The organism is Streptomyces sp. NPDC001108 (assembly GCF_053598535.1).
Window position 1 is genome coordinate 238,154 of the sequence record NZ_JBSFKL010000006.1, and the last position, 24,255, is coordinate 262,408.

At 72.6% G+C, this 24,255-nt stretch carries 19 protein-coding genes; 11 read left to right on the forward strand and 8 right to left on the reverse strand.

Features of this window, described 5'->3' with window-relative positions; genetic code table 11:
• Positions 1-5 precede the first annotated feature (5 nt).
• From ACWC97_RS16475 to ACWC97_RS16495, 5 genes are all read left to right on the forward strand, one after another.
• Positions 6-1,118 (forward strand): ATP-binding protein, encoded by a 1,113-nt coding sequence (locus ACWC97_RS16475; RefSeq protein ID WP_352278751.1) that lies wholly within the window; start codon positions 6-8, stop codon positions 1,116-1,118.
• Positions 1,115-3,916, forward strand: a complete 2,802-nt coding sequence (locus ACWC97_RS16480) for a hypothetical protein (protein ID WP_450649898.1) — start codon at positions 1,115-1,117, stop codon at positions 3,914-3,916. Before ACWC97_RS16475 ends, ACWC97_RS16480 begins: the two co-directional genes overlap by 4 nt.
• Positions 3,917-4,035: 119 nt before the next feature.
• Positions 4,036-4,593, forward strand: coding sequence for a GNAT family N-acetyltransferase (locus tag ACWC97_RS16485; RefSeq protein ID WP_450649899.1), 558 nt, complete (start codon positions 4,036-4,038; stop codon positions 4,591-4,593).
• 135 nt (positions 4,594-4,728) lie between these two features.
• Positions 4,729-5,538, forward strand: a complete 810-nt coding sequence (locus ACWC97_RS16490; RefSeq protein WP_450649901.1) for an aminoglycoside N(3)-acetyltransferase — start codon at positions 4,729-4,731, stop codon at positions 5,536-5,538.
• Positions 5,539-5,738: 200 nt separating this feature from the next.
• Complete coding sequence (locus tag ACWC97_RS16495; protein WP_352278744.1) at positions 5,739-6,509, forward strand: VOC family protein; 771 nt, start codon at positions 5,739-5,741, stop codon at positions 6,507-6,509.
• A gap of 112 nt (positions 6,510-6,621) precedes the next feature.
• Here the strand turns inward: ACWC97_RS16495 and ACWC97_RS16500 are convergent, their stop codons facing one another.
• Positions 6,622-8,025: an LAETG motif-containing sortase-dependent surface protein gene (locus ACWC97_RS16500; RefSeq protein WP_450649904.1), complete on the reverse strand. Its 1,404-nt coding sequence runs from the start codon at positions 8,023-8,025 to the stop codon at positions 6,622-6,624.
• A 474-nt stretch (positions 8,026-8,499) separates the two neighbouring features.
• Between ACWC97_RS16500 and ACWC97_RS16505 the strand changes: the two genes are divergently transcribed.
• Together ACWC97_RS16505 and ACWC97_RS16510 are read left to right on the forward strand one after the other, a co-directional pair.
• A complete protein-coding gene (locus ACWC97_RS16505; protein ID WP_450649906.1) occupies positions 8,500-9,483 on the forward strand; it encodes a lytic polysaccharide monooxygenase auxiliary activity family 9 protein in 984 nt (327 codons plus the stop codon).
• Between the two features lie 243 nt (positions 9,484-9,726).
• Positions 9,727-11,973, forward strand: a complete 2,247-nt coding sequence (locus ACWC97_RS16510) for a PAS domain-containing protein (RefSeq protein WP_450649908.1) — start codon at positions 9,727-9,729, stop codon at positions 11,971-11,973.
• Between the two features lie 100 nt (positions 11,974-12,073).
• On the opposite strand, the gene ACWC97_RS16515 is transcribed toward ACWC97_RS16510, so the two are convergent.
• Positions 12,074-13,183 carry a class E sortase gene (locus ACWC97_RS16515; RefSeq protein ID WP_450650091.1) on the reverse strand — a complete coding sequence of 370 codons (1,110 nt, stop codon included), beginning with the start codon at positions 13,181-13,183 and terminating at the stop codon, positions 12,074-12,076.
• Positions 13,184-13,543: 360 nt separating this feature from the next.
• On the opposite strand from ACWC97_RS16515, the gene ACWC97_RS16520 reads away from it, so the two are divergent.
• The 3 genes from ACWC97_RS16520 to ACWC97_RS16530 all read left to right on the forward strand — a co-directional run bounded on the left by ACWC97_RS16520 (position 13,544) and on the right by ACWC97_RS16530 (position 18,470).
• Complete coding sequence (locus tag ACWC97_RS16520; protein WP_450649910.1) at positions 13,544-14,923, forward strand: ferredoxin reductase family protein; 1,380 nt, start codon at positions 13,544-13,546, stop codon at positions 14,921-14,923.
• A gap of 173 nt (positions 14,924-15,096) precedes the next feature.
• Positions 15,097-17,385, forward strand: coding sequence for a LuxR C-terminal-related transcriptional regulator (locus ACWC97_RS16525; RefSeq protein WP_450649912.1), 2,289 nt, complete (start codon positions 15,097-15,099; stop codon positions 17,383-17,385).
• A gap of 308 nt (positions 17,386-17,693) precedes the next feature.
• Positions 17,694-18,470 (forward strand): hypothetical protein, encoded by a 777-nt coding sequence (locus tag ACWC97_RS16530; protein ID WP_450649914.1) that lies wholly within the window; start codon positions 17,694-17,696, stop codon positions 18,468-18,470.
• A gap of 183 nt (positions 18,471-18,653) precedes the next feature.
• Here the strand turns inward: ACWC97_RS16530 and ACWC97_RS16535 are convergent, their stop codons facing one another.
• From ACWC97_RS16535 to ACWC97_RS16545, 3 genes are all read right to left on the reverse strand, one after another.
• Positions 18,654-20,243 (reverse strand): MDR family MFS transporter, encoded by a 1,590-nt coding sequence (locus ACWC97_RS16535; RefSeq protein ID WP_450649916.1) that lies wholly within the window; start codon positions 20,241-20,243, stop codon positions 18,654-18,656.
• A gap of 75 nt (positions 20,244-20,318) precedes the next feature.
• On the reverse strand, positions 20,319-20,924 hold the full coding sequence (locus ACWC97_RS16540; RefSeq protein WP_450649918.1) for an acyl-CoA-like ligand-binding transcription factor: 606 nt from the start codon (positions 20,922-20,924) through the stop codon (positions 20,319-20,321).
• A gap of 100 nt (positions 20,925-21,024) precedes the next feature.
• Positions 21,025-21,822 carry an SDR family NAD(P)-dependent oxidoreductase gene (locus tag ACWC97_RS16545; RefSeq protein ID WP_450649920.1) on the reverse strand — a complete coding sequence of 266 codons (798 nt, stop codon included), beginning with the start codon at positions 21,820-21,822 and terminating at the stop codon, positions 21,025-21,027.
• 182 nt (positions 21,823-22,004) lie between these two features.
• On the opposite strand from ACWC97_RS16545, the gene ACWC97_RS16550 reads away from it, so the two are divergent.
• Entirely contained in the window at positions 22,005-22,499 is a 495-nt protein-coding gene (locus ACWC97_RS16550) for a MarR family winged helix-turn-helix transcriptional regulator (protein WP_450649922.1), read from the forward strand.
• Between the two features lie 9 nt (positions 22,500-22,508).
• Here the strand turns inward: ACWC97_RS16550 and ACWC97_RS16555 are convergent, their stop codons facing one another.
• The 3 genes from ACWC97_RS16555 to ACWC97_RS16565 form a co-directional block, all read right to left on the reverse strand.
• The gene (locus tag ACWC97_RS16555; RefSeq protein WP_450649924.1) at positions 22,509-23,054 is read right to left on the reverse strand and encodes a GNAT family N-acetyltransferase; all 546 of its coding nucleotides are present in this window, start codon (positions 23,052-23,054) and stop codon (positions 22,509-22,511) included.
• 56 nt (positions 23,055-23,110) lie between these two features.
• Positions 23,111-23,464, reverse strand: a complete 354-nt coding sequence (locus ACWC97_RS16560) for a hypothetical protein (protein WP_385212252.1) — start codon at positions 23,462-23,464, stop codon at positions 23,111-23,113.
• Between the two features lie 117 nt (positions 23,465-23,581).
• Positions 23,582-24,187: a dihydrofolate reductase family protein gene (locus ACWC97_RS16565; protein ID WP_450649926.1), complete on the reverse strand. Its 606-nt coding sequence runs from the start codon at positions 24,185-24,187 to the stop codon at positions 23,582-23,584.
• Between the last annotated feature and the right edge of the window lie 68 nt (positions 24,188-24,255).

A 24,255-nucleotide genomic window follows, 5' to 3' on the forward strand; every position in this document is an offset into this window, starting at 1 on the left:
CCCTCATGTCCGACCTGTTGCGCGCCCCCGCCGAGATCAAGTACGCCGAGGAACTGGAGTGGCTGGAGTCCGTCGACGACAACCCCAAGCCCTTCTCCTGGCGGCTCTCGCCCAAGATGGTGCGCCTGTTCATCCTGGGCTCCGAGCGCTCCGACGGCCTGGACCGCGAGATCTCCCAGAAGTGGTACGGAGACCGCAGCTTCGTCGAGCGCTCCATCGTCACTCTCGCCTCGGACCGGGGCCTGCTGCTGATAGGCGACCCGGGCACGGGCAAGAGCTGGCTGGCCGAACTGCTGTCCGCCGCGATCTGCCGCAACTCCACGCTCGTGGTGCAGGGCACGGCCGGCACCACCGAGGACCACATCAAGTACTCCTGGAACGTGTCGATGGTCATCGCCAAGGGCCAGTCCCGGGAGTCGATGATCCCCTCACCGATCATGACCGCGATGGAGTCCGGCGCCATCGGCCGCTTCGAGGAGCTGACCCGCTCCACCAGTGACGTGCAGGACGCGCTGATCTCGATCCTGTCCGAGAAGTACATCTCGGTCCCCGAACTGGACAGCGACAGCATCGTCTTCGCCAAGCCCGGATTCTCCGTCATCGCCACCGCCAACAGCCGCGACCGGGGCGTCAACGACCTGTCCTCGGCCCTCAAGCGCCGGTTCAACTTCGTCCGCATCCCGGTGGTGACGAACAAGAAGAGCGAGGCGGAGATCGTCCGCTTCCGCACCGAGGAACTGCTGCGCCGCCACCAGATCGAACTGGAGGTCCCGCCGACGCTCCTGGACGTACTGCTGCGCAGCTTCGCCGACCTGCGGGCCTCGGCGGCGGCGGCCGGCAGCGAGGACGAGAAGCTGGAGTCCGCGCTGTCCACCGCGGAGCAGATCGGTGTGCTGGAGGACGCGGTGCTGCACAGCAACTTCTTCGGCCGGCACACCCTGACCGCCCGCACCCTGGCGTCCTCGCTCGTCGGCTCGCTGGCCCGGCGCGAACCCGAGGACCTGGCCATCCTCAACAAATACCTGCACGGCGTCGTCGAGCCGCGCAGCAAGGAAGAGGGCGGCTCCTGGCCGGAGTTCCTGGAGGGCGGCCGCGACGCGATCGCGACCCTGTCATGACCGGCACCCACGAAGGCACCTTCGAGGGGCTCCGCACCCAGCTCCAGGAGGCCGCGGCGGCCTTCGCCGACGGACCGGACGCCTTGGAGGGAATCCTCCTCGGCATCGTCGACGACGTCGACCACGCGGCCCGCGAACCGCTGGAGATCTTCCCCGTCTGCCACCACTCACCGGCCTCCGCGATCGCGATGGCCCGCCGCCTGCGGGAGAAGCAGCCCAAGGTCGTGTACCTGGAGCTGTGCGAGGACATGGCCCCCCTCCTGACCGAGTTGCGCAACTGCAGGCTGCCGGTGGCGGTCCAGTCCTTCGCGACCGAGGTCGACGGCTTCCCCGCCGACTGGTCCCCGCTGTCGGTGGTCGCCCCGATCACCGAGGCATCCGCCGAGTACCAGGCGATCGCCTACGCGCTGGACACGCCGGGCGTCGAGCTCGTCCTCGTCGACCGCTCCTCCGACCACGTGTTCCAGTGGGACGCGCGCGGCGCGCACCCCGAGGCCCCCGCCGACCCGGACGCGCCGCCCGTCGAGGAGGAGGCCGCGCTGCACGGCGACGCCGTGGGCGTGGAGATCGGCGACCTGCGCCCCCGCTTCGCCGAGTTGGAGGAGCACCTGCTGCGCCACGGCAAGGTCCGGCACTGGTCGGAATGGTGGCACCAGTACGTCGAGCTGCCGCTCGGCGACAGCGACCACGACACCTACCGCCAGGTCATGCTCCTGATCGGCAGCCTCTTCCGGCGACTGGCGCCCGGCGACCCGCACCGGGTCCGGGTGGACGAGGACCGCGAGCGCCACATGTGGACCCGGATGCGCCGGCACCTCGCGGCGAGCGGAGCCGACCCGGCGGACTGCCTCTACGTCTGTGGCGCCTTCCACGCGGTCAGCAGGGTCGAGGAGTTCGGCGTCCACGGCGCCGACACCTTCGAGATCACCCCGCCCACGGCCACGGTCTGGCAGCACGGCCTGATCCCGTCCAGCCACGCGGCGATCGAGGCGCAGTTCGGCCTCGCCGCCGGATCGGTGTCGATCGCCGCCACCGTCTGGGCGAAGAACGTCAGGCGCAGCCGCGTGAAGCCGTTCCGCCTGGCGGGACAGGCCGGCAAGGAGAAGACAGGAGCCAGGAAGGCCGGGCCCCTGCCGGACCCGGTCGCGGACCTGCCGCCCTCGTACCGGCTGACCGGCTTCCTCCAGCGGCCGCCCGTCCTGGACCGGCTGGACGAGGCCGAACTGCTCGGCTGGTCGGTGGAGATCGTGCGCGCCGCCCGCCGCAACGGCTACCTCGCCTCCACCGCCGACGCCATCGCCGTGTTCGAGACGTCGATCCTGCTGGCCGGGATGCGCGACCGGGCCAGACCCACCCCGTACGACTTCCAGGACGCGGCGGTCACCTGCATCGAGAAGGACTCCGTGCCCGGCCGCCGCGACGTCCGGCGCCTGGTGGAGATCATGATGGGCGGCGACCGGGTCGGCCAGGTCGGCTACGACGCGCTGCCGCCCCTCGCCCGTGACGTGCACGACCGGCTGGCACCCCTGGGACTGGAACTCCAACGGCGCGGAGTGCGGCGCGCCCTGCTGGACATCGCCGCGCGCCCGGAGCTGGAGCGCTGCTCCGACGCACTGTGGATGCTGCGGTATCTGATGCCGCAGGGCGCCGCCCGCCCGATCATGGGCGAGCGGAAGCTGGGGGAGCGGCCGATCCAGGAATCGTGGGACCTCGCCCTCGGCACGCACCAGCGCGCGCTCATCGAGCTCGGATACGAGGGCGTCAGCATCGAGCAGGTGCTGGAGCAGCGGCTGCGCCGGACCGCGTACGACCCGCAGGCGACCACGGAGACCGTCCTGGCGGCCGTCGAGGACGCGACGCTGTACCTGCGCAGCCGTCGGCTCGCCGACGAACTGGGCACCCACGCCCTGGAGGTGCTGTCCGCCGAGCGCGGCGTCGACGGCGCGCCCGAGGTGCTGCGCCGGGTGCGACGGCTGCTGGCGTACTACCGCACCGCCGAGCCGGTACTGCCGCCCTGGATCGAGTCGTTCGTCAAGGCCGGCTACGCCCACTACTGCACGCTGCTGCCGACGGCGTTCACCGACGAGGACGCGACGGTCCGTCAGGTGGCGGCGATGCTGGGCTTCCTGTTCAGCATGGAGAGCCTGGCGCTCTCCCTGGGCTGCGACCGGACCCAGCTGGAGCTGGCGGTGGGCCAGTCGCACCCGGAGGAGTCGTCGAAGACGGCACTGCTGTGGGCGGCACAGGTCCAGCTCGGCCGTCTGACCCGCGCGGAACTCCGCGCGCGGTGCGACGCCCTGCTGGACAACCCGCTGACGGTGGCCGCCTATCCGCGCTGTCTCAGCGGCTTCGTCCACGCGCTGGAGCCCGTTCCGGGACTCACCGACTTCGTCGTGGAGGCCGTCTCGAACGCCTTCGGGCGGCTGCCGGACCAGGTTCTGCTGCCCTGGCTGCCGACGCTGATCACCACCCTGCGGTCGAGCGGCTCGGAGCTCGCCCCGCTGCTGATCCGGGAGGCCGGACGGACCTTCCCCGGCCGACTGGCCGCGCTGGACGCCTGGGTGCCGCCGTGGCGGGCCCCGTCCGCACCGCCCGCCGCGCAGTCGACGGGCGGCGCGCGGAGCGGCCAGGGAAGCGCCCTGCTCGCCGCGCACCCGGGGACGTGCGACGCGCTCGCGGGCCTGCTCGGCTGCGAGGACGGCTGGGAGGAGCCGGACACCGGCCCCGCAGGGGCGGCGCTGCTCGACCGCCATCCAGCCACCGCACAGGCACTGGAGGCGCTGCTCGCCACCGGGTGACCTTCTGCGGGCCGGTCCCGGACGGACAGAGCGCGGACCGGCCCACAGCGACGAAGTGCCTGGTCAGAGGGGTGCGCCGACCTGGACGCCGCCTCAGCCGCCGTGATTCGATGACGCCCATGACATCGTTCTGGACGGGAAAGCGGATACGGCTGCGCGGCATCGAGCCCGACGACTGGACCGCCCTCATGCGCTTCGCCGAGGAGGAGGCGGGCACGGGCGACCTGCCCCGCCTGCCGCGTTCGGCCGAGCAGCACCGCGCCCGCGCGAAGGAACTGTCCGTCGCCGCCCTCGACGCGGACTGCTTCCAACTGGCGGTCGAATCGATGGAGACCGGGGAGATGGTCGGGGCAGTCGGCTCCTTCCAGACCGACCCGAGGGCCGGGTGGTTCGAGTACGGGGTCGTCATCGGCGCCGGCCACCGGCGCAGCGGGTACGCGGCCGAAGCCGTACGGCTCCTGCTGCGCCACATGTTCGACGAGCGGCGGTTCCACCGCTGCCAGGCCCGGATCCTCGCGTACAACACGGCGTCACTGGCCCTGCACCGACGACTGGGATTCGTCGAGGAAGGCCGGCTCCGCGACCATGTGTACGTCGGCGGGCGTCACCAGGACCTCGTCCTGATGGGCATCCTCGCGGAGGAGTTCGCCCTGGCGCACCCCTCGGACGGATTCTGAGTGGAGCGGGACCGCGCCCCTGACCGGTGGTGGAGCCGGCTCGCCGCCCGGCACCGACCGGGCGCCGCGCGGGATACGGAACGGGCGGGAAAACTCCATGGCCCCGGCGGAGTCATGGCCGGATAATGCCTGCTCATGTCAGCCAAACCTGTCTCCGGCCCGATGTGCACCCGCGCATCGCTCGCGGCCGATCTCCGTACGCTCGGACTGCGCCCCGGTGAAACCGTGCTGGTGCACTCCTCGCTGAGCTCGCTGGGCTGGGTCTGCGGCGGCCCCGTGGCCGTCGTCATGGCGCTGCTCGACGTGCTCGGCGAGGAGGGCACCCTGGTCGTGCCGACCCACTCCGGTGACAACTCCGATCCGGCGCTCTGGTCGAACCCGCCCGTGCCCGAGGCATGGTGGGAAGGGATCCGCGCCGCGACCCCGGCCTTCGACACCCGGACCACCCGCACCCTCGGCGTCGGAGTCGTACCGGAGACCGTACGTACCTGGCCGGGCGCGCTCCGCAGCTCCCATCCGCAGACCTCCTTCGCCGCCGTGGGCCCGCGCGCCGCCGCCATCGTGGACGGGCACGCGCCCGACTGCCGCCTCGGCGAGCGCAGCCCGCTCGCCAGGCTGGAGGAGAGCGGGGCACGGATCCTGCTGCTGGGCGCCGGATACGACTCCTGCACCGCCTTCCACCTGGCCGAATACCGGATCCCCGCCCCACTGACGGACAACTCCTTCGCCGCCGTGACACCGCAGGGGCGCCGCTGGGTCACGGTGCGCGACACCATGATCTCCTCGGAACGGTTCGACGAGCTGGGCGCGGCGTACGAGAAGGAGCGCCCGGTGCTGCGCGGCGCGGTGGGCGGCGCCGGGGCGCGGCTGTTCGGCCTCGCCGACGCCGTCGCCTACGCCGAGGGCTGGCTCCCCGCGCACCGCCCCGAAGCGGCCGGGATCTGACCGACCCGGACCGGGCAGACACTGGCCGGCACACCTCCCCAGGCGCGCATCACCGCTGGTGGGAGCCACCTCGGCCGGTCGTGGCGCGGGAACGGGCGCGGGGGCGGGGCCGCCCGGGTGCGGGTACGCCGTACGGGGTCCACGGTGGGAGCACGAAGCCGTACCGGCCGCGGCGGTGGGGAAGCCCGAAGGAGCAGCGCATGGAGGCCCTGGAAAGGATCAGGCCCGTGAACGGCGCACCCTGTTGGGTGAGCCTGATCGTGCGTGATCTGCGCGCGGCCCAGGGCTTCTACCGGTCCGCCCTGGGCTGGGAGTTCGTCGACAGCGCGCTCGGCGACAACTTCTGCGTGGCGATGGCGCGGGGGCTGCCCGTGGCCGGGCTCGGATCCTGCTCCCGCACCGCCCGGCCGCCCGCGGTCTGGACCCCGTACTTCGCGGTGGACGACGCGGACGAGACCGCGGACCGGGTCAGGGAGCGTGGCGCGACCCTCGCCGTCGGGCCGGTGAAGCTCGGCGAGGGCCGGGCCGCGATCGCCGCCGACCGCGACGGCGCCATCTTCGGATTCTGGGAGGGAACGGCCCTGACCTGGTCGGTGGGCCGGGGCGACGCCCCCGCCCGCCTGGACCTGCGCACCCGCCACGCCTTCGAGGCTGCCATCTTCTACGCGGAGGTCTTCGACTGGGCCGAACGCCCCGGCGGCTGCACGGTCGACTACACGGAGGGCCACGTCCACATCGGACTCGACGGGCACACGGTCGCCACCCTGCACGGCGGCGGGGTCGGGAGCGCCGCCGACCCCGCGATCAGGCCCCGGTGGGTCGTCGGCTTCCGCGTCGGGGACGGCGCGCGGACGGCGACCGCCGCCGGCGCCGCGGGAGGAGCGGTGTCCCCGTCCAACGGCGGGCCCTCGACGGACGACTTCGTCATCCGCGACCCCGACGGCGCGCTCTTCACCGTGTTCGACGCCTGAAAGCCCCTCCCGGAAACGGGGGGCGCGGCCCCGGAGCGACCATCCGCTCCGGGGCCGCGACCTGCGCGTTCCGTGCCGTCGTCCGACGACGGCCGTCAGCCGCGCCGGTGGCTCACCGGCCGCTCGCGCTCTTCCTGCGGAGGAGGAACACCGCGCCGCCGCCGACCACGACGAGCAGGGCGGCGGCGCCGGCGATCATCGGGGTGGCGCTGGAACCGCCGGTCTCGGCGAGGTCGCCGCCGCCGGTCGTGGAACCGGTGACCTGGTCCGCGGGCGCGGTGGGGGCGGGCGCGGCGGAGGGGGCCGTCGACGGCTTGGTGCCGGGAGCGGCCGTCCTGCAGTCGAGGATGCCCCGGAAGGTCTCCTCGAAGCCGTTCGGGCCGGTGACGGTGAGGTCGTACGAGGAGTCCTCGGCGACCGGGACCGTCACGGTCTTCGTGCCACCGGGGGCGACGGTGTACCGCGCGCCCTTGAGAGTGAAGGTCCACGGCTCGTCACCCTGGTTGGTGGCGGTGACGTCGACGCCGCCCTTCGCGCAGTCGGTGGCGGCGGTGACGGCGGGGACGGCCCCCTTCTTCGCCCAGGACGCGGATGCCTTGGCGGTGACGGCGGCATCGCTGGACCCGGCCAGGACGAGGGTCTGGCTGGGGCCGTCCGTGCTGACGAAGGCGCGGCCGAGCGGAACCCCGGTGGTGGCCCGGGCGGTCAGTTCGGCCGATCCGTCGGGGGTACCGGCGGGGACGTCCAGGAAGACCCGGTCACCGTTGGCGGCGTTCTCGACGGGCCTGCCGTCCGCATCGACGATCCGTACACCGGCCGGGGCGCCGGGAGCGAGGGCGAGGGAGACGGTCGACGCGTTCGTGGCGACGGTGACCGGACCCACGCGGTCACCGGACCTGCCCGCGACGGAGGCGGGGGAGAGCACCAGGGACTCCTTCGGCTCCTGGAGGCTCTCCGCCCGGCCGAGCAGGTAGTCGGTCAGCAGTTTGGCGTCGGGGTCCGTGGGGGTGGCCGCCACCCGGTCCGAGAAGTGCCAGATGGCGGCCTGGGTTCCCGCGGCGGCCTCGTTCGCGTCGAGGTTCTTGGCGCCGACCTTCTTGGCCAGGTCGGCCACCGCGACCTCGGGGTAGGAGTTCTCCAGGACCCAGAGGATCTTCCCGGCGTCGCCGTTGTCGTGCAGGGAGGACTGGTCCCAGCCGACCTCCTTGTAGTGGAAGTCCTGCCGGGCCCCGGTGCGCAGGTCGATGCAGTAGGTCGAGAGCGTGCCCCCCTGCCCGGTCCGCATCTCGAACAGGCCCGCGCGTCCGACGGACCACTTGCTCCCGTCCTTCTCCTCGATAGTGACCGGCCCGTAGTCGGTCAGGCCGCCGAGCTTCGCGGTGGCACCGCCCGTGCCCAGGGGGCTCTCGTCGGCCGCGGCGGGTCCGGCGAGGGCCATGGCCCCCGTCGCGAGCAGACCCGAGGCCAGGGAGACGGCGGCCAGACGGGCGGCGCCGCGTCTGAAGACAGAAAACATGGAATTCCCCTCGAAAGCAGGCCGATCCGCGCCGTTGGTCGATGAAGGGGCGCGGTGGATGCCTGCGGCATACGTACGGACGCGGGCGGGGCTTGCTGCGCCACCCGGGTACACGGGAATCCTAGGAACTCCGTTCCCGGGGAATGCCGGTCATAGGGCTGGGATAAGGCTAGCGAGCCGGAATCGTTACCGGTGGTGCCCAACTCACCGGGAAACACGGGAGGAAGAGGTGCATCGGGCGGTGCGCGAGCCCGTTCCGGGGGAATCGGTCCGGACCAATCCGGGGTCTGCGTGAGTACAACCTGAGGTATGCCTTAAGGCATCCATAAGAATGGCCCGCCGGTGCTCGGGAAGGGCGGCCGACGCGTTTTTCGGGGTTAGGTTGCTGATCGCCGGGCCGCGGAGGCATCGAGCCGAAAAGGCCGCCCCGCCGGCCTGCTCCCGGACGTCGTCATTCCTGAGGAGTTCTTCCCCATGACCCTTCGCCGCAAGGCCGCCGCGTGCACCGCCGCAGGCGCCGCCTCACTGGTTCTGGCCGCGCTGTCGAGCGTTCCCGCATCGGCCCACGGTTCGATGACGGACCCGGTCAGCCGGGTTTCCGCCTGCTACGCGGAGGGCGTGGAATCGCCGACGTCCGCGGCGTGCAAGGCGGCGATCGCCGCCAGTGGCAAGCAGGCGTTCTACGACTGGAACGCGGTCAACATCGCGAACGCGGCCGGGAAGTCGAAGCAGATCATCCCCGACGGCAAGCTGTGCAGCGCCGCCAACGACACGTACCGGGGCCTGGATCTGCCGCGTACCGACTGGCCGTCCACGAAGATGGCGGCGGGCGCCCACACCTTCCACTACAAGGGCACCGCCCCGCACAAGGGTTCCTTCGAGCTGTACATCACCAAGGACACCTACGACCCGTCGAAGCCGCTGAAATGGTCGGACCTGGAGGCCCAGCCCTTCGTGAAGGTCGCCGACCCCCGGATGGAGAACGGCGACTACGTGTTCCAGGGCAATGTCCCCGCGAGGTCCGGGCGCCATCTCATCTACTCGATCTGGCAGCGCTCCGACTCCCCGGAGGCCTTCTACACCTGCTCGGACGTCGTCTTCGGCGGCGGCGCCAAGGGCGGCGCCGCCGCACCCACCGCCTCCGCGCCGACCGAGAAGGAGATCGAGGAGGGCGCCGCCAAGTCCTCCGTCCAGCACCAGGGCCACGGCGGTCACGGAGCGGCCGCCCCGGCCTCCACCGGGGCCGGCACCGCGCAGGGCGCCGCCGGGACACCGACCGGTGCCGACGAGCCCCGGGTCGACAGCGCCGCCGAGGGGTCCCCGCACACCACGCTCGCCGAGACCGGTGGCGACGGCTCCACCCGCTACATCGCCGTCGCGGGGGCGGCGGTCCTGGCCGCCGGCGCGACCGCGGTGTTCGCCGTCGGCCGACGCCGCTCGACCGCGGCCGGCCGCTGACCCCTCTCCCGTCCCCCGGCGGTCGTGTGCCGGGGGAGCGGTTCGGCACCGTGGCGGCCCGAACAGCCCGGTGCCGACCGGGCCGGCCGCCGTAGTCAACAGCCCCCATCCGCCCGCACTCCGGCCGGCCGGAATCCGTCGGGCCCCTGGCGTGCCAGACACCGCCCGGCAGGTGGCGGTTCGACGACATGCCCCGGGGAACCGGCAAGGCGGGGTCGGACAGTCAAGGAAGGAAGCGCCGTCGTGAACAACCGACCGTCCCGAGGAGCCGACCACCTCGCGGCCATCGTCGATGCCCTCCCCGATGGCCTCGTGATCGTGAACGGCAACGGCACCATCGTCAACGCCAACACCACGGCGCTCGGCATGTTCGAGATGCCCGGTGCCGTGCTCGTGGGCCGTGGGCTGTTCGACCTGCTGCCCGGCTTCGACCCGCGGTCCCTCCCCGGCTCGGTCCCGCTCCCCGAGGACGTCGAAGGCCCGTTCCGCACCGCACCCGAGCGGATGACCGCGCGACGCGCCGACGGGAGCGAGTTCGCCGCGGAGGTCACCGGCGTCCACCTGGACGGCCGGGGCGGGAGCCGAGGTCCGTACGACCACGCCGGTGAACGTCTGCTCCTGCTCGTGATGCGGGACCTCACCGGCACCATCGACACCGAAGGCGAACTGAACCGCTCGCACGAACAGTTGGAGATGGTCCTGCGGGCCGCCTCGGAAGGCGTCGTCGGGACGGACATCGAGGGGCGGGTCGTCCTGGTCAACCCGGCGGCGGCACGGCTCCTGGGATACCGGGCCGGTCAACTCGGCGGCCAGGACCTCCACTCACTGATCCTGCACTCGCGGACGGACGGCGAGTCCTACCCGTACGAGGAGTCGCCCCTCGCCGACACGCTCAGGTCCGGCCGCGCCCACCGGGTCCGCGAGCAGGTCCTCTGGACCCGGGACGGCACCCGCGTCCCGGTCGACATCGCGACCGCCCCGGTCCGTGAGGGCGGCCGGCTCGTCGGGGCCGTCCTCACCTTCACCGACCAGCGCCCGTACGAGCGGCTCGTACAGGAGCACGAGGCCGAACTGGCCGAACTGACCGAGCGGCACGGCGCCGAACTGGACCGGCAACGGGACCGGCTCGCCGCGCTGACCGCCCGCAACACCCAGCTCACGGCGGCACTCGACGGAGCCCTGCACGGAACCCTGGCGGAGCTGACCGCGGAACTCCGCACACTGGCGGCCGACGACGCCGTCCACCTCTGGCCGGAGGCCCACCGGCTCCTGAACCACCTGGTGTCCGGATACACGCGGGCGGCCGCCCTGATCGACGACGTCCTCGGCCATCAGCGGTCCGACACGGGGGCGGAGGGACTGCGCCGGAGCCGCGTACTGCTCGACCGGGTCGTCGACGCCGGTATCGACCGCGCCGTCGAACTGGCCGGCCCCGGCCGCCTCCGTTTCCAGGTGAACACCCCGCCGGTGGAGGCGGAGGCCGACCCGGAACGCCTCGCCACCGCGCTCGCGCATCTCATCGCCGACGTCGCGGGCATCGGCGCCACGGACGCCGGCCACCCCGATCCGCTGGTCGCGATCACGGTCGAGCCCGCCCCGCGCGGTGACGCGGTACGCGTCGAGGTGCGCGGACCGCACACCGGCGGCGACCCGGTCCACCAGGCCCTCGTCCACGGCATCGTCGGTGCGCACGGCGGTACGGTCCGCACCCGTGAGGTGCCGGGGACGGGCGGGGGCGTCCACGTCATGGACATCCCCTACCCGCCCTCCGGGCGGAACCCCGGGGCGCCGTCGCCCGCCCACCGGGACGACGCGGGGCCGGTCCGGCCCGCCGCGGAGGTCGCGGTCATCGGCGGGACCGGGCGCCGGCACGCCCGCCGGGCGGTTCCGGACCCCCTCCCGGACAGCGCGCGGACGCCCGTCCGCACCGGCCCGGGAGCGTCCGGGCGCCGCCGGGGACGCCCCGCCGAAGGCGTCGTCGCGACCGCCGCGGAGAACACGCGGAGCTACGCCCCCGACGGCGAGGCCGCGCGCCCCCGACGGGCCCGGGGAACTGCCCCGGCCCCGCAGACCGGCACCCGCACCGCCGGCCCGGACGGCTCCGCGACCCCGGCCGCACGCCCCGCCCCGGGCGGCCGGCACGCCTCGATGGCCGGCCAGGAATGGGGCGAGCCCGTCGGTGCCGAGCCCTGGGGCCGGTCCGAACTCACCCCCGCCGGTGTCGAGGGCGCTCCCGGACTGGTCCCGGCGCCGGTCTACTGGCCCGAACCCGCGGCGGAGACGCCGGCCGGGTACGAGGCGATCCAGGACCGTCCGGTCCTCCCCGGCCCGTACGGCACCCCCTCGCCGGCGGAACCCCCGGCGCTCACGGCCCCGAGGACGGCGGTGCGCGGGCGGGCCGCCCAGGCGGCCATGATCGGAGCCGGGGCCGTATCCGTACAGCCCGCGCAGCTCGTGACGGTGCCCGGCCCCCACCAGTCGACCGCCTGACCGCCCGCCCGGACCGGTCGGGGCCCCGAGGAACGGACCACGCGCGGCTGCCGGAGAACCGGCAGCCGCGCGACGCGTTCCGCACCGCGCCCGCGGCGCCTCACCGTTCCTGGATCTCCGCCGGTTCACCCTCGGCGCGCGGCCGTTCCTCGGCGAGTCTGCCCCAGACGACCATCCGGTACGTGCTCGTGAACTCCGGTGTGCAGGTCGTCAGCGTGATGTAGCGGCCCGGCGCGGTGAAGCCCGAACCGGCGGGCACCGGATCCAGCACGGCGATGTTCTTCGGCGTGGTCCGGGGCAGGATGCTCGCCATCTTGTAGACGTAGTACGTGTCCCGCGTCTCGACGACGATCGGGTCCCCCGGCCGCAGGTGGTTGATGTAGCGGAACGGCTCCCCGTGGGTGTTGCGGTGCCCGGCGACTCCGAAGTTCCCCGCCTTCGCCCCCGGCATCGAGGTGGGGATGCTGTCCTTGTCGTAGTGGCCGACCATGCCGCGGTCCAGGACCCGGGTCTTGTCGATGCCTTCCGCGATCGGCACGACCACGTCCAGCTTGGGGATGTGCAGGATCGCGAAGCCCTGGCCGGGCTCGAACGCGTCCGGTCCGCCACCGCTGTGCGCCCAGGAGCGCTCCAGCTCGTGACGGGCGCTGCCCGTGATGCTGTGGGCGCGCACGTTCGACCACCACAGCTGGTACGAGGTGAAGAGGAGCATCAGCGCCCCCGTGGTGATGAGGACCTCACCACCCACCCGGCCCGCCACCGTGGCAGCGCCCGGCTTCCGCGCCCGGGCCGCGCGCCGGGCCTCGACGCGGGTCATGGGCGGCGGCGGGACAGTGGGGGAGGCCAGCGGGGCGCGGGACCGGGGCGAGGCGTGCCGGCGCGCGCCGCGTTTCGGGGACGGTACGGCGGTGTGCCTGCCGCTCCGCTTCGCGGCCTTCCGGCGCGCGGCGCGCCCGCCCTCGGGCAGCGGCCCCGTCATACGACGGCCTTCGGAGACCTGCGGCGTGAACGCGCACAGGGAAGAGGCCCGATCGAGTCGTGCATGACTTTCCTTGTTCTCTGGTCCGGTGTCATGTGCCGGATCGCCGCCTCCGGTTCCCGGCCGGCGTACTTTCGCGGGGCCGAGGGAGCGTGGGGGATCGTGGACGACACAAGGGGAGATGCCCGGCGGGCCATCGGCCGCCGCATGCCGACGATATCCGATTCGGATGGTCGAAGTCCGTTCGTTGCCAGCGGATTTGAGGGTGCGACGGCTCATGGGGCGCACTGGTCGAGGTGATTCTTATTCGCCCCGGAAGCGAGGCTCAAGAGAACCTTAAGGATTTTCCGCAAGGGGCACAGGAAGTCTTTTCCGGAAATTCGAGCCGCTAGGTTCGATCCCGTGGAAATACGGGACCGTGTCCAATCCAGTGCGAAATCCTCCACCGTGCGGCCGGCAGGCGCCCCTACGGGCCGGGGGCGCGCCTCGCGCACCGCGTCGACGCCCCTCGACGTGATACCGGGCCCGCGGCACGCCGTGCGCCGGCCGGCCCGCACGGCGCCCCCGCGGACCAGGCACCGCGAGCGGCCCGTGCGCTCGTACCTGGTGCGCCCGGCCAGGGTGGTGAAGCGGGCCCTCGCCACCGGCGACCGATGGGCCGGTCCCTGGCGGATGTCTCCGAAGGCCCTGCTGGCGGGGGTGGCCACGGGAGGCGGGTGGGTCCTGGCCCTGTGGGCCGTGAACGTCCGGCCGACGGCCCGGCTCGGCGAACTCCTCGCGGACCTCGCCCATGTGACCGGTCTGCTCGCCGGGTACGGCGCGCTCGTCATGTTCTTCCTGATGGCGCGGGTGCCCGCCGTAGAACACGGGGTGGGTGCAGACAGACTGGCCCGGTGGCACGCGTGGGGCGGGCGCTGGGTGGTGCTGCTGTGCCTGGGGCACACCCTGCTCGTGGTGTGCGGTTCCGCCGCCCGCGACGGGCACGACCTGCTGACGTCCGCGCTGCGGATGCTGGGCCGTACGCAACTGGCGCTCGCCGGGGCAGGGCTCGTGCTGCTGTGCGCGGTCGGCGCGGTCTCCGCCCACGCGGTACGGGGCCGGATCCGGCACGAGACCTGGCGGGCGGTCCATCTGCTGACCTACCTGGGCGCGGCGCTCGGCGTCGCGCACCAGGTGACCGGCCCGGACGTCGCGGTCAACGCCTGCGCGTGGTGGATGTGGGCGCTGCTGCACCTCACCGTGCTGGTGCTGCTGGTCCGGTACCGGATCGTCGTTCCGGTGCGGCAGGCGCTCCGGCACGATCTGCGTGTTGTGGAGGTCCGGGCGGAGGGGCCCGAGGTGTTCTCGGTCGTGATGCGGGGCGAGGGGCTCGACGAACTCGCCGCGGAGGCCGGCCAGTTCTTCCGGTGGCGGTTCCTGCAACGGCGGATCTGGCACTCGGCGCTGCCCTTCTCGCTCTCCGCGCCCGTCCGGGACGACCGGCTGCGGATCACGGTCAAGGCGGTCGGCAACCACACCCGCCGCATCCGCAGGCTCAGGCCGGGCACCCGGGTGCTGGCCACGGGCCCCTTCGGAGCCATGACGGCCCACCGGCGCAAGCGGCGAAGGGTGCTCCTGCTCGCGGGCGGGGTGGGCATCACACCGATACGGGCCCTCTTCGAGACGCTGCCCGGCGGCCCCGGCGACATCACCCTGCTCTACCGGGCCGGCAGCGAGGACCAGTTGGTGCTGCGCGAGGAACTGGAGGCGATCGCCGCCCACCGTCAGGCGCGGCTGCACTACCTGCTCGGCCGCTCCGACGCCTCGTTCAACCCACTGGCACCGCAGACGCTGCGGAGCCTGGTCCCCGACCTGGCCCGGCGCGACGTCTACCTCTGCGGTCCGAGCGGCATGACCGTCGCGGCGACCGCGGCACTCGTACAGGCCGGGGTGCCCCGGACCCGCATACACACCGAGAGCTTCGCGCTCTGACCGGTCGCCGGTCGCCCGTCGCCGGGTCGCCGACCGGCGCCGGGCGCAGGATACCCGGAACTCCGCACGACCCCGTACGCCGTTCCGCGCACCGGCAACGCTCCGCAGTCGCGCATCTACACTGTGCTGATGCTTCGCGAAGAGGCGAGGCACCTGAGCATCACGGGGGCCCCATGGGATTCGGCTTCGGGCAGCGGCGCAGCGGGCAGCCCCCCGCCGAGCGGACCAGTTTCGTCGGGCGGACCGAGGAGGTCGCGCTGATCCGGGAGGCGTTCCAGGAGGCGCGGCTCGTCACCCTCGTGGGGCCGGGCGGCGTCGGAAAGAGCCGCACCGCCCTGCGCGCGGCGGAGGGCCTGCGGGACCGGTTCCCGGACGGGGTGTGGCTGGTCGAGCTGTCGGCCCTGTCCGATCCGGAGCTGGTGCCGGAGACGCTGGCCACCGTGCTGGAGGTGCCGGAGCACGCCGGGATGGGATCGCTGGACGCGGTGGTCTCCCACATCAGGGGACAGCGGCTCCTCGTCGTGCTCGACACCTGCGAGCACCTGGTCGACGCCTGCGCCGTGCTCTGCGACGTCCTGCTGAGGGAGGCGGCCGAGGTGTGCGTCCTGGCCACCAGCCGGCAGCCCCTCGACGTCGTCGACGAGCGGACGATGGCGATCGCCCCGCTCGGCGTGGACGACGCCGTGGAACTGTTCACCCAGCGGGCCGCCCGGGTGCTGCCCGGCTGGGCCGTCACCGATGCCAACCGGGACCAGGTGCTCTCGCTCGTGGAGCGGCTCGACCGGATCCCGCTCGCCCTCGAACTGGCCGCCGTGCGCCTGCGGGTCGCGCCGCTGGCGGAGCTGGTGGCCCGGCTGGACCGCCGGTTCGAGGTCTTCACCGGCGGCCAGCGCGCCGCCTGCGCCCGCCACCAGACCCTGCGGACCACGATCGGCTGGTCCTACGAGCTCTGCACCCCGGCGGAGCGCCTCCTCTGGGCGCGGCTGTCCGTCTTCGCCGGCCCCTTCGAGCTGTCCGCCGCCGAGCGGGTGGGCGGCGGCGACCGGCTCCCGGCCGACGCCGTGCTGGAAGCGCTCTTCGGGCTGGTCGACAAGTCGGTGGTGCAGCGCGTCGGGGAGGACGGGGCGCGCTACCGGCTGCTGGACACGATCCGTGAGTACGGGGCCGAGCGCCTCGACGAGGACCGCACCGCGACCGACGTACGCGAACGCCACTTCGAGCACCATCGCGAGACGGCCCGCCGGATGTGGGAGGAGCTGATCACTCCCGCCCAGGCCGAACTGCACCGGGCGGTGCGCGGCCAGATCGCCGACATCCGGGCCGCGATGAAGTACGCCTTCTCGACGGAGGGCGGCGCGGCGGACGGGCTGGTCCTCGCCGTCTGGCTCGCTCCCCACTGGCGGGCCAGCGGCACGCTGTCGGAGGGGCGGTACTGGATCGACAAGGGCCTCGCCCTGGTGCCGGAGGACTGCTCGGAGCGGGCCTGGGGCCTCTTCATGACCGGTGTGTTCGCGACCTGGACCGCCGCCCTCGACGAGGCGCCGGACCTCTTCCGATGGGCCCGGGAGTCGGCGCTGAACTGCGACGAGCAGCGCGTCGCGCTCTTCACGGAGGCGTACAACGGCGCGATGCGGGCCCTGTGCGGCGAGATCGAGGAAGGGCTCGCCGACATGGAGCAGGGCCGCCGCCAGATCGTCGCCGTGGGCGACCTGCTGGGCATCAGCATGGTCCACTACGAGGGCGCGCTGCTGCGGGCCGCGCTCGGGCACACCGACGGAGCCCTGGAGCTGTGCGCCTGGGGGCTGGCCCATCTTGAGGGCACCGGCGACCGGCAGTTCTACGGCTCCACGCTGATGGCCCAGGGGCTCATCCTCTGGCTCGCCGGACGCCACGACGAGGCCGCCGAGGTGCTGAGGGAGTCCCTGGAGGCCATCAGTGAGATCGGCGACGTGCTCGTCGCGGCGCTCTGCTGCCTGGGCCTGTCCTGGCACGCGGCCCTGGCGCAGCGCCACGTCCGGGCGGCCTGGCTGCTGGGATACGCGGAAGGGGCGCGCCGGCTCAGCGGGGATCCGGTGGCCATGCTCGCGGCCGTGCTGGAACAGCAGGAGACGACCCGGAGCGCCGTACGGGACGCGCTGGGGGACGCGGAGTACGAGCGCTGGCACGGCGTCGGGGCGCGGCTGTCGGGGACCGAGATCCTGGCGGCGGTGCGCTCGGACACCGACCGGCCGCCCTCGCCCCGGCGGACCGTGCCCCGCGCCCGGCCGGAGCCCGCGGCGGCCGATCTGCTCACCCCCCGGGAACGGGAGGTCGCCGTCCTGGTCGCACGCGGGCTCTCCAACCGGGAGGTGGCCGAGCACCTGGTGATCTCCAAGCGGACCGCGGACACCCATGTGGAACGGATCCTCACCAAACTCGCCATCGACTCACGCACGGAGATCGCCTCGGTGCTGGAGCCCTGACCCCGTACGTAGCCGGGCGCGCCGCCGGTACGTATGCCGACGCCGACGGGGTGGGCGCGGGGGGCCGCACAGATACGTGTACCGATGCGCGATTCGGCGCGGGCCCCCGGGGTGGCCCGTGCGGCAGGCTGGGCGTGCCGCTGGGGCAGGAAGCAGCTGTGCGGCAAGGGTGGTCGTGGCCGACGCGCAGGCCCGAGTGCTCCCGCCCCAGCGGTACCAGGCGTACGGCGCCCCCTCCTTCCGCATGCGTGGAGGGCCCGGGACAGCCCTTAGGGTGGAGGGAGTACCACCCGAGAAGAGGATGCGCCATGTCCTTCGCCCCACTCGGCCGGCACAACGGCGAGCACAGCGACCACTGCAACACCGTCCTGTGCTGCCGCTGCCAGCAGCGGAGCTGGACGACGCAGCAGGGCAGCGAACGGCTGTGCGGTCCGTGCGCCGCCTGCTGCCGGGAGTGCGGCAGGGCCCCGGCCCCGTATCTGGACGGGCTGCACGACGGGGTCTGTTCCGACTGCCGCGGTCTCTGCGCGAACTGCCGCAAGCCCCTGCCCGACATCGGTGCCTGCGAGTGCCGGCAGTGGAAGCAGCGCCCGGGGGGCGACCCGATCGGCTTCGTCCTGCAGGGCTTCCCCGCACCCCTGCTCCAGGCCCTCGGACACCGGGTGCCGCGCACCCTCCCCGACATCCTTTACGGCGAGCTGGAGCACCGCACGGCCGCCCAGCTCCTCGACCGCGTCGAGCGCCGCTGGAGCAACCGCTGGTCCCACGCCATCCACGAACGCGACGAGGAGAACCGTCGCCGCTGGGCGCCGCAGGAGATCGCCGAGGCCCTGGTGAGCCCCGGCCGGTGCGGGAACAGGGCCTGCGAGGACGGCTACCTGCTCACCGACGGCGCGCCCTGCCCGTACTGCCAGCAGCCGGCCCACCGCTTCGTCCCGGCCACCGCCGAGACGGTCGCCACCTCGGAGCACGCACGCGCGACCGCCGCGCGGATCCGCAGGACGCTGGTCGGCAACCGCGCGGCCGCCAAGCGGCCCGGCGGCGGTACCCGGCCGGCCGTGTGGCCGGTGCCGCACGACGACTGACCCGGACCCGCGCGGGTGGGACAGGGCCCGGAGCCGGCAGCCACGACGGGTCCCGGATCCGGGGATACGGCGAAGGCCCGGCCGCCGTGTCCGGCACGGGCTCTTCCGGACGGCGTGTCGCACGTGTCCGGAAGAGCCCGCCCCGTCACGGCGGCCGGGCCCCTGCCACCGGGAGCCGGTGGCTCAGCTCGCCTCGGCCGCGGCCTTCTCCTCCGCGAGCCGCTGCATGCCGCTCTGCGTCTTGAGCGGCTTCTCCTTGATGAACAGCACCGCGATCAGGGCGAGGAAGGCGAACGGCGCGCCGACCAGGAAGACCTCGGCGGTCGCGACCCCGTACGCCTGCTCGACGATGTGCCGGGCCGGTTCGGGCAGCTTGCTCAGGTCGGGGACGGAGTGGCCGGAGCCGCCGCCGGCCGCCGCGCCGCCGAAGCCCTTCTCCAGTTCGCTCGCCACCCGGTTGCCGAGCACGGCGCCGAGGGCGCTCGTACCGATCGCGCCACCGAGGCTGCGGAAGAACGACAGGACCGAGGTCGCCGCGCCCAGCTCCGAGGCGGGCACGTCGTTCTGGGCGGCCAGCACCAGGTTCTGCATCAGCATGCCGACGCCCACGCCGAGAACGACCATGTAGACGCTGAGCAGTCCGAAGGAGGAGTCCGCGCTGATCGTGGAGAGCAGACCCATGCCCGCGGTCATGATGATGCCGCCCGCGATGAGGAAGCCCTTCCACTTGCCCCGGGAGGAGATGATCTGACCGGCGACGGTCGTCGAGATCATCAGACCGAGGATCATCGGCAGGCTCATCAGACCGGCGATGGTCGGCGTCTTGCCCAGCGAGATCTGGAAGTACTGCGAGAGGAAGACGGTGCCGCCGAACATGGCCACACCGACGAGCATGCTCGCCACGGTCGTCAGCGTCACCGTGCGGTTGCGGAAGATGTCCAGCGGAATGATCGGTTCCTGGACCTTGGACTCGACCAGCACCGCGAGGGCCAGCAGGATGACACCGGCGCCGACCAGGGCGGCGGTCTGCCAGGAGGCCCAGTCGAAGCGGTTGCCCGCGAGGGTCACCCAGAGCAGCAGCGCGCTGACGCCGCTCATGATGAGCACGGCACCGAGATAGTCGATCTTCACCTCGCGGCGGACCGTGGGCAGCTTCAGCGTCAGCTGGAGCAGCACGATCGCGAGCAGAGCGAACGGCACCCCGATGAAGAAGCACCAGCGCCAGCCGAGCCAGGAGGTGTCCACGAGCACACCGCCGATCAGCGGGCCCGCGACGGTGCCGACGGCGAACACGGCACCGAAGATGCCGGAGTAGCGGCCGAGTTCACGCGGCGGGATGATCGCCGCCATCACGACCTGGGCGAGCGCCGTGAGGCCGCCCGCGCCGATGCCCTGCACCACACGGCTCACGATCAGCAGGCCGACGCTGTGCGAGAAGCCGGCCACCAGCGAGCCGACGACGAACATCGAGAGCGACAGCTGGATGAGCAGCTTCTTGTCGTAGAGGTCGGACAGCTTGCCCCAGATCGGGACGGTCGCCGTCATCGCCAGCAGCTCGGCGGTGACCACCCAGGTGTACGAGGACTGGCTGCCGTTCAGGTCGGCGATGATCCTCGGAAGGGCGTTGGAGACCACGGTCGAGGCCAGGATGGCCACGAACATACCGGCCATCAGGCCCGACATGGCCTGGAGTATCTGACGGCGTGACATGGCCGATGGCGCCGCCTCGGGCGCACCGGCTATCTGTTCTTCGGGAGTGGCGGCAGCGCTCATCGGCCGGCGTTCCTCATTCTCTGGATTCTCGGGTGGTTCTCGGTGGCGGAATCCCGGTGGGGCTCCGCGCATGGGTCAGTCGTTCAGGCCCGCGGCCAGTGCGGTGAACGCCTCGTGGTAGATGCTCTGGAACGTGCGGGTGCGTCCCGAGGCCACCCAGAGCTCGACGGAGGCGCGTACGGCGGCGATCGCCACATGGGCGACGAGCCGGGGGCGGAGGTCGGACTCGGGGTCCTGGCCGAGCCGTTCGGCGACGACGGCGACCAGCGCCCGTTCGTCCGCGCCCTGGGCGGCCAGGAACCGGGGGAGCAGCGACGGGCTCTTCCGCACCACCGCCATCTGGAGCTCCCAGCGTTCGTGGTCCTCTTCGATGTGGGCGAGTTCCTGGGCGATGGCCTCGCGCAGGGCCTGGAGCACGGTGAAGTCGGACGGTGCGTCCAGCACGGCCCGGCAGACCCGTTCGGCGTCCTCCTGGAGGGGGCGGGTGATCGCTTCCTCCAGGCACGGGAAGTAGTTGAAGAAGGTGCGGACGGATACGCCGACCGCGTCGGTGACCGCTTCCACGGTCACCTCGTCGATGCCGCGTTCCGCGGCCATGCGCAGCGCCGTGTCCGCGAGGGCTCTGCGCGTGGCACGCTTCTTGCGTTCACGCAGCCCGAGAGACGGGTCGGCGGAGGTCATGACGTGCATGCTATGCATTTTTGCGTGGTGTGCAAAATTATTTGGGCGGTACGGGAGAACCCCGCACCGCCCGCGTGGAACCGGCTGCCCGGCACCGACCTTATCCCGGAAGCATGGCCCGTCGTCCGGGGGCGGCGGAGGACTGCATGGTCATGCCGCCGTCGACGACCAGGAGTTGGCCGGTGAGGTAGCGGGACTCGTCGGAGGCGAGGAAGACCATGGTGTGCCCGATGTCCTCGGGGGCGCCCAGGTAAGGAAGCGCGTTGCCCTTCTTCAGTGCCGCGATGACGTCCTCGGGCAGGTTGTTCTCCAGGGCGGGGGTCATCACCGCACCGGGGGCCACCGCGTTGCAGCGGATGCCCTGCGGTCCGTACTGGACGGCGATCGACTTCGTCATGCTGACCACCGCGGCCTTCACGGCGCCGTACGAGGTCTGCAGGACGTCGCCGACGAGCGCGGCCACGGACGCGGTGTTGATGATCGACCCGCCACCGGCGCTGATCATGTGGGGGACCGCGTGCCGGGAGCCGAGAAGGGTGCTGCGCATGTTGAGGGTGACGGCCCGGTCGAACTCGTCCATGTCCATGCGGAGCAGGTCCAGGTCCTTGCGCGGGTTGGTGCCGCCGACGTGGTTGCACAGGACGTGCAGCCCGCCGAACTCGGCGACGGCCGCGGCGACCATGTCCGCGACCGAGCCCTCGTCGGTGACGTCCACGGTGACCGGCAGCGCCCGCCCGCCCGCGGCCTCGACGAGGGTGGCGGTCTCCTCCGCGCTCTGCCCGTGGTGGTCGGCGACCACGACCCGGGCGCCCTCGCGGCCCATCAGCTCGGCGGCGGCCCGCCCGATGCCGCTGCCCGCGCCGGTGATGACCGCCACCTTGTCCTTGAGGCGTTCCATGGCCCTGATCCTTTCGTCGTGCCGGTGGTTCTGCCGGTGCCCGGCGGGGAATGCCGCGCCACCCACATTGTGCACAGTACACATCGTGTGCACTGTGCACAAACATCTCGGGTGGTGGCCTCGGGAGCGGTGCGGCCATGCGCGATGATGGCGGGGAACCAATGGTGGGAGAGGGTCGAGCGATGAGTGAGCAAGAGTCCCGGCTGAGCGATCTGGAGCGGGAGCTGACCCTGCTCTCCCGGCACTTCATCGCCGCCCGGGGCCCCCGTGCGGGCCAGAGCCTGGAGCGCTCGGCGTATGTGCTGCTCACCCGGCTGGAAGTCGGCGAGCCGCTCACGCTCAAGGAGCTGGCGCTCACCTTCCAGGTCGATATCTCCACCATCAACCGGCAGGTCAGCGCCATGCTCCGGAACGGGCTGGTGGAACGCATCCCCGACCCCGACGGCGGAGTGGCCCGCAAGTTCCGTCCCACCGCGCTCGGCCTGGAACGACTGGCGGCGGACCGCGCCGTCAGCCGCGCCGGGGCGGACCGCCTCATCGAGATCTCGGGGTGGACCCAGGAGCGGACCGAGGAGTTCGTCACCCTGCTCATCGAGTTCAACCAGAGCATCGAGCGGCTCGAAGGGCTCACCTGGTCCCGCACGGGCCGCCCGGACGGACGGCCGCCCCAGGGGTGACCGGGACGGTCAGGCGCGGCGGTCCGCCTCCGGCGGTCTCCCCGGCCGCAGGGTCTTCTCCAGAAGCGTGAACGACTTGGGCGCGCCGCCCGGCTGCGGTTTGCCCGCCTTGTGGCCGACGGCCCGGTACCCCTCGGCCAGGTAGTAGGCGGTCAGGCGCGCGTTGGTGGCCAGGCAGTCGAGGCGGACGCGCGTCCTCCCCGCCTCGGCCACTCGCCGCTCGGCGGCCCGCAGCAGCCTCCGGCCCGCTCCCGCGGGGGCGTTGCCGCGGTCGACCATCAGCCGGTGCACATATCCGGCCACCGGCGGCTGCGGCCCCCAGGCGTCCTCGTCCGCCCACCACAGTTCCCAGGCCCCGAACAGCCGGCCCCGGTCCTCGGCGACCCAGACCTCACCGCTCGTCATGACCCGGCGGAAATGGTCCTCGCCGAGCTCGCCGGGGCGCCACTGGCCGGTGATGCCCCGGCCGAGCATCCAACGGGCGGCCCCGTCGCGGAGCCGGACCAGAGCGGCGGCGTCGGACGCGTCGGCGAGGCGGAGGCGTGGCTCGTTCACGCCGCGATCCTCGCACGGGCGCCCGGACCTGTACGGGTGAGGCGGCGCCCCGCCGGCTACCGGAAGGTGTGGACCACCTGGATCCCGCCGACGATGTGGGCGTTGAAGTCGTCGAGCTCGTCCGCCGGGACCCACAGTTCGAGGATGGTCCTCCCACCGGCCTGACGCACCGGATAGCGCCGCAGGAACTCCGAATCGACCTCGAAACGCGTCACGAACCCGGCTCCGCTGTGCTTCACGTTCCAGTCCCGCGCGATCATGATCGCGTACTCCTCGTCGAGGACCGGATAGAAGAGGGGCTGCTCGGGCAGGCGGGGCGGCCAGGCACGCCAGCCCGACTCCCGGACCAGCTCCAGCTCCTCCGGGCCGGTCGGGCGCCACAGGGTCGTCGTCGCTCGCGCGCCGGTCATGAAACGGATCCTTCCGCGGGTCGGGCCTCGGGGCGGGCCGTCCGGGTGCCGGACGATACCCGTACGGCCCGTCGCACGGCCACGGGGATTCCGCCCCGGACCACCCGTGACCTCGTGCTACGCGGTGGCTGCCGCCGCGCGGGCGTACGTGAGGAAGACCGCCCCGGACTCCAGCACGGTGTGGTCGGTGAGGTCCCAGGCGCGGGGATCGAAGGGAGCCCCGCCGGAGAAGAGCGGGATCCCGGAACCGATGGTCATCGGGCTCAGCTTCACGATCATTCCGTCGATCTCGGAGTACAGCGAAGCGGCCAGCTCGGCCCCGCCCAGCAGCCAGATGTCCTTCCCGTCCTGCTGCTTCAACTCCCGTACGACCTCCACCGGATCGTCCGCGACGATCTCCACCGCCGGGTCCGGGCTCTCGCCGATCGTCCGTGAGAACACCAGATGGCGCAGGTGCGGATAGGCGTCGGTCACCCCGACCCGCAGGCCGAGCTCGTAGGAACGCCGCCCTTCGAGGACCGTGTCGAAACGGCTGCCCGGGTCGGTGACGGACAGTGCGGCACGGGCCGGGCCGGGCAGCGTCTCCGGGTACTTCTCCACGAGGTGCCGGACGTACTCCTCGGGGATCGGCCAGAAGCCGTCCGGGCCGGTCGGGTCGGCGCCGTCCGGTCCGGCTATGTATCCGTCGAGGGTGGACGCGATGAAGTACACGAGCTTGCGCACGGGGGCCTTTCGCAGAACGAGTCGTCGAGATTCCATGATCGCCGCATGCGCGTCGCCGGACAAGAGCC

Excerpts from the sequence above, each read along its gene's own strand:
- ACWC97_RS16475 (WP_352278751.1), top strand. The coding sequence starts at position 6 with ATGTCCGACCTGTTGCGCGCCCCCGCCGAGATCAAGTACGCCGAGGAA.
- ACWC97_RS16480 (WP_450649898.1), top strand. The coding sequence starts at position 1,115 with ATGACCGGCACCCACGAAGGCACCTTCGAGGGGCTCCGCACCCAGCTC.
- ACWC97_RS16485 (WP_450649899.1), top strand. The coding sequence starts at position 4,036 with ATGACATCGTTCTGGACGGGAAAGCGGATACGGCTGCGCGGCATCGAG.
- ACWC97_RS16490 (WP_450649901.1), top strand. The coding sequence starts at position 4,729 with ATGTCAGCCAAACCTGTCTCCGGCCCGATGTGCACCCGCGCATCGCTC.
- ACWC97_RS16495 (WP_352278744.1), top strand. The coding sequence starts at position 5,739 with ATGGAGGCCCTGGAAAGGATCAGGCCCGTGAACGGCGCACCCTGTTGG.
- ACWC97_RS16500 (WP_450649904.1), bottom strand. The coding sequence starts at position 8,025 with ATGTTTTCTGTCTTCAGACGCGGCGCCGCCCGTCTGGCCGCCGTCTCC.
- ACWC97_RS16505 (WP_450649906.1), top strand. The coding sequence starts at position 8,500 with ATGACCCTTCGCCGCAAGGCCGCCGCGTGCACCGCCGCAGGCGCCGCC.
- ACWC97_RS16525 (WP_450649912.1), top strand. The coding sequence starts at position 15,097 with ATGGGATTCGGCTTCGGGCAGCGGCGCAGCGGGCAGCCCCCCGCCGAG.
- ACWC97_RS16530 (WP_450649914.1), top strand. The coding sequence starts at position 17,694 with ATGTCCTTCGCCCCACTCGGCCGGCACAACGGCGAGCACAGCGACCAC.
- ACWC97_RS16535 (WP_450649916.1), bottom strand. The coding sequence starts at position 20,243 with ATGAGCGCTGCCGCCACTCCCGAAGAACAGATAGCCGGTGCGCCCGAG.
- ACWC97_RS16540 (WP_450649918.1), bottom strand. The coding sequence starts at position 20,924 with ATGACCTCCGCCGACCCGTCTCTCGGGCTGCGTGAACGCAAGAAGCGT.
- ACWC97_RS16545 (WP_450649920.1), bottom strand. The coding sequence starts at position 21,822 with ATGGAACGCCTCAAGGACAAGGTGGCGGTCATCACCGGCGCGGGCAGC.
- ACWC97_RS16550 (WP_450649922.1), top strand. The coding sequence starts at position 22,005 with ATGAGTGAGCAAGAGTCCCGGCTGAGCGATCTGGAGCGGGAGCTGACC.
- ACWC97_RS16560 (WP_385212252.1), bottom strand. The coding sequence starts at position 23,464 with ATGACCGGCGCGCGAGCGACGACGACCCTGTGGCGCCCGACCGGCCCG.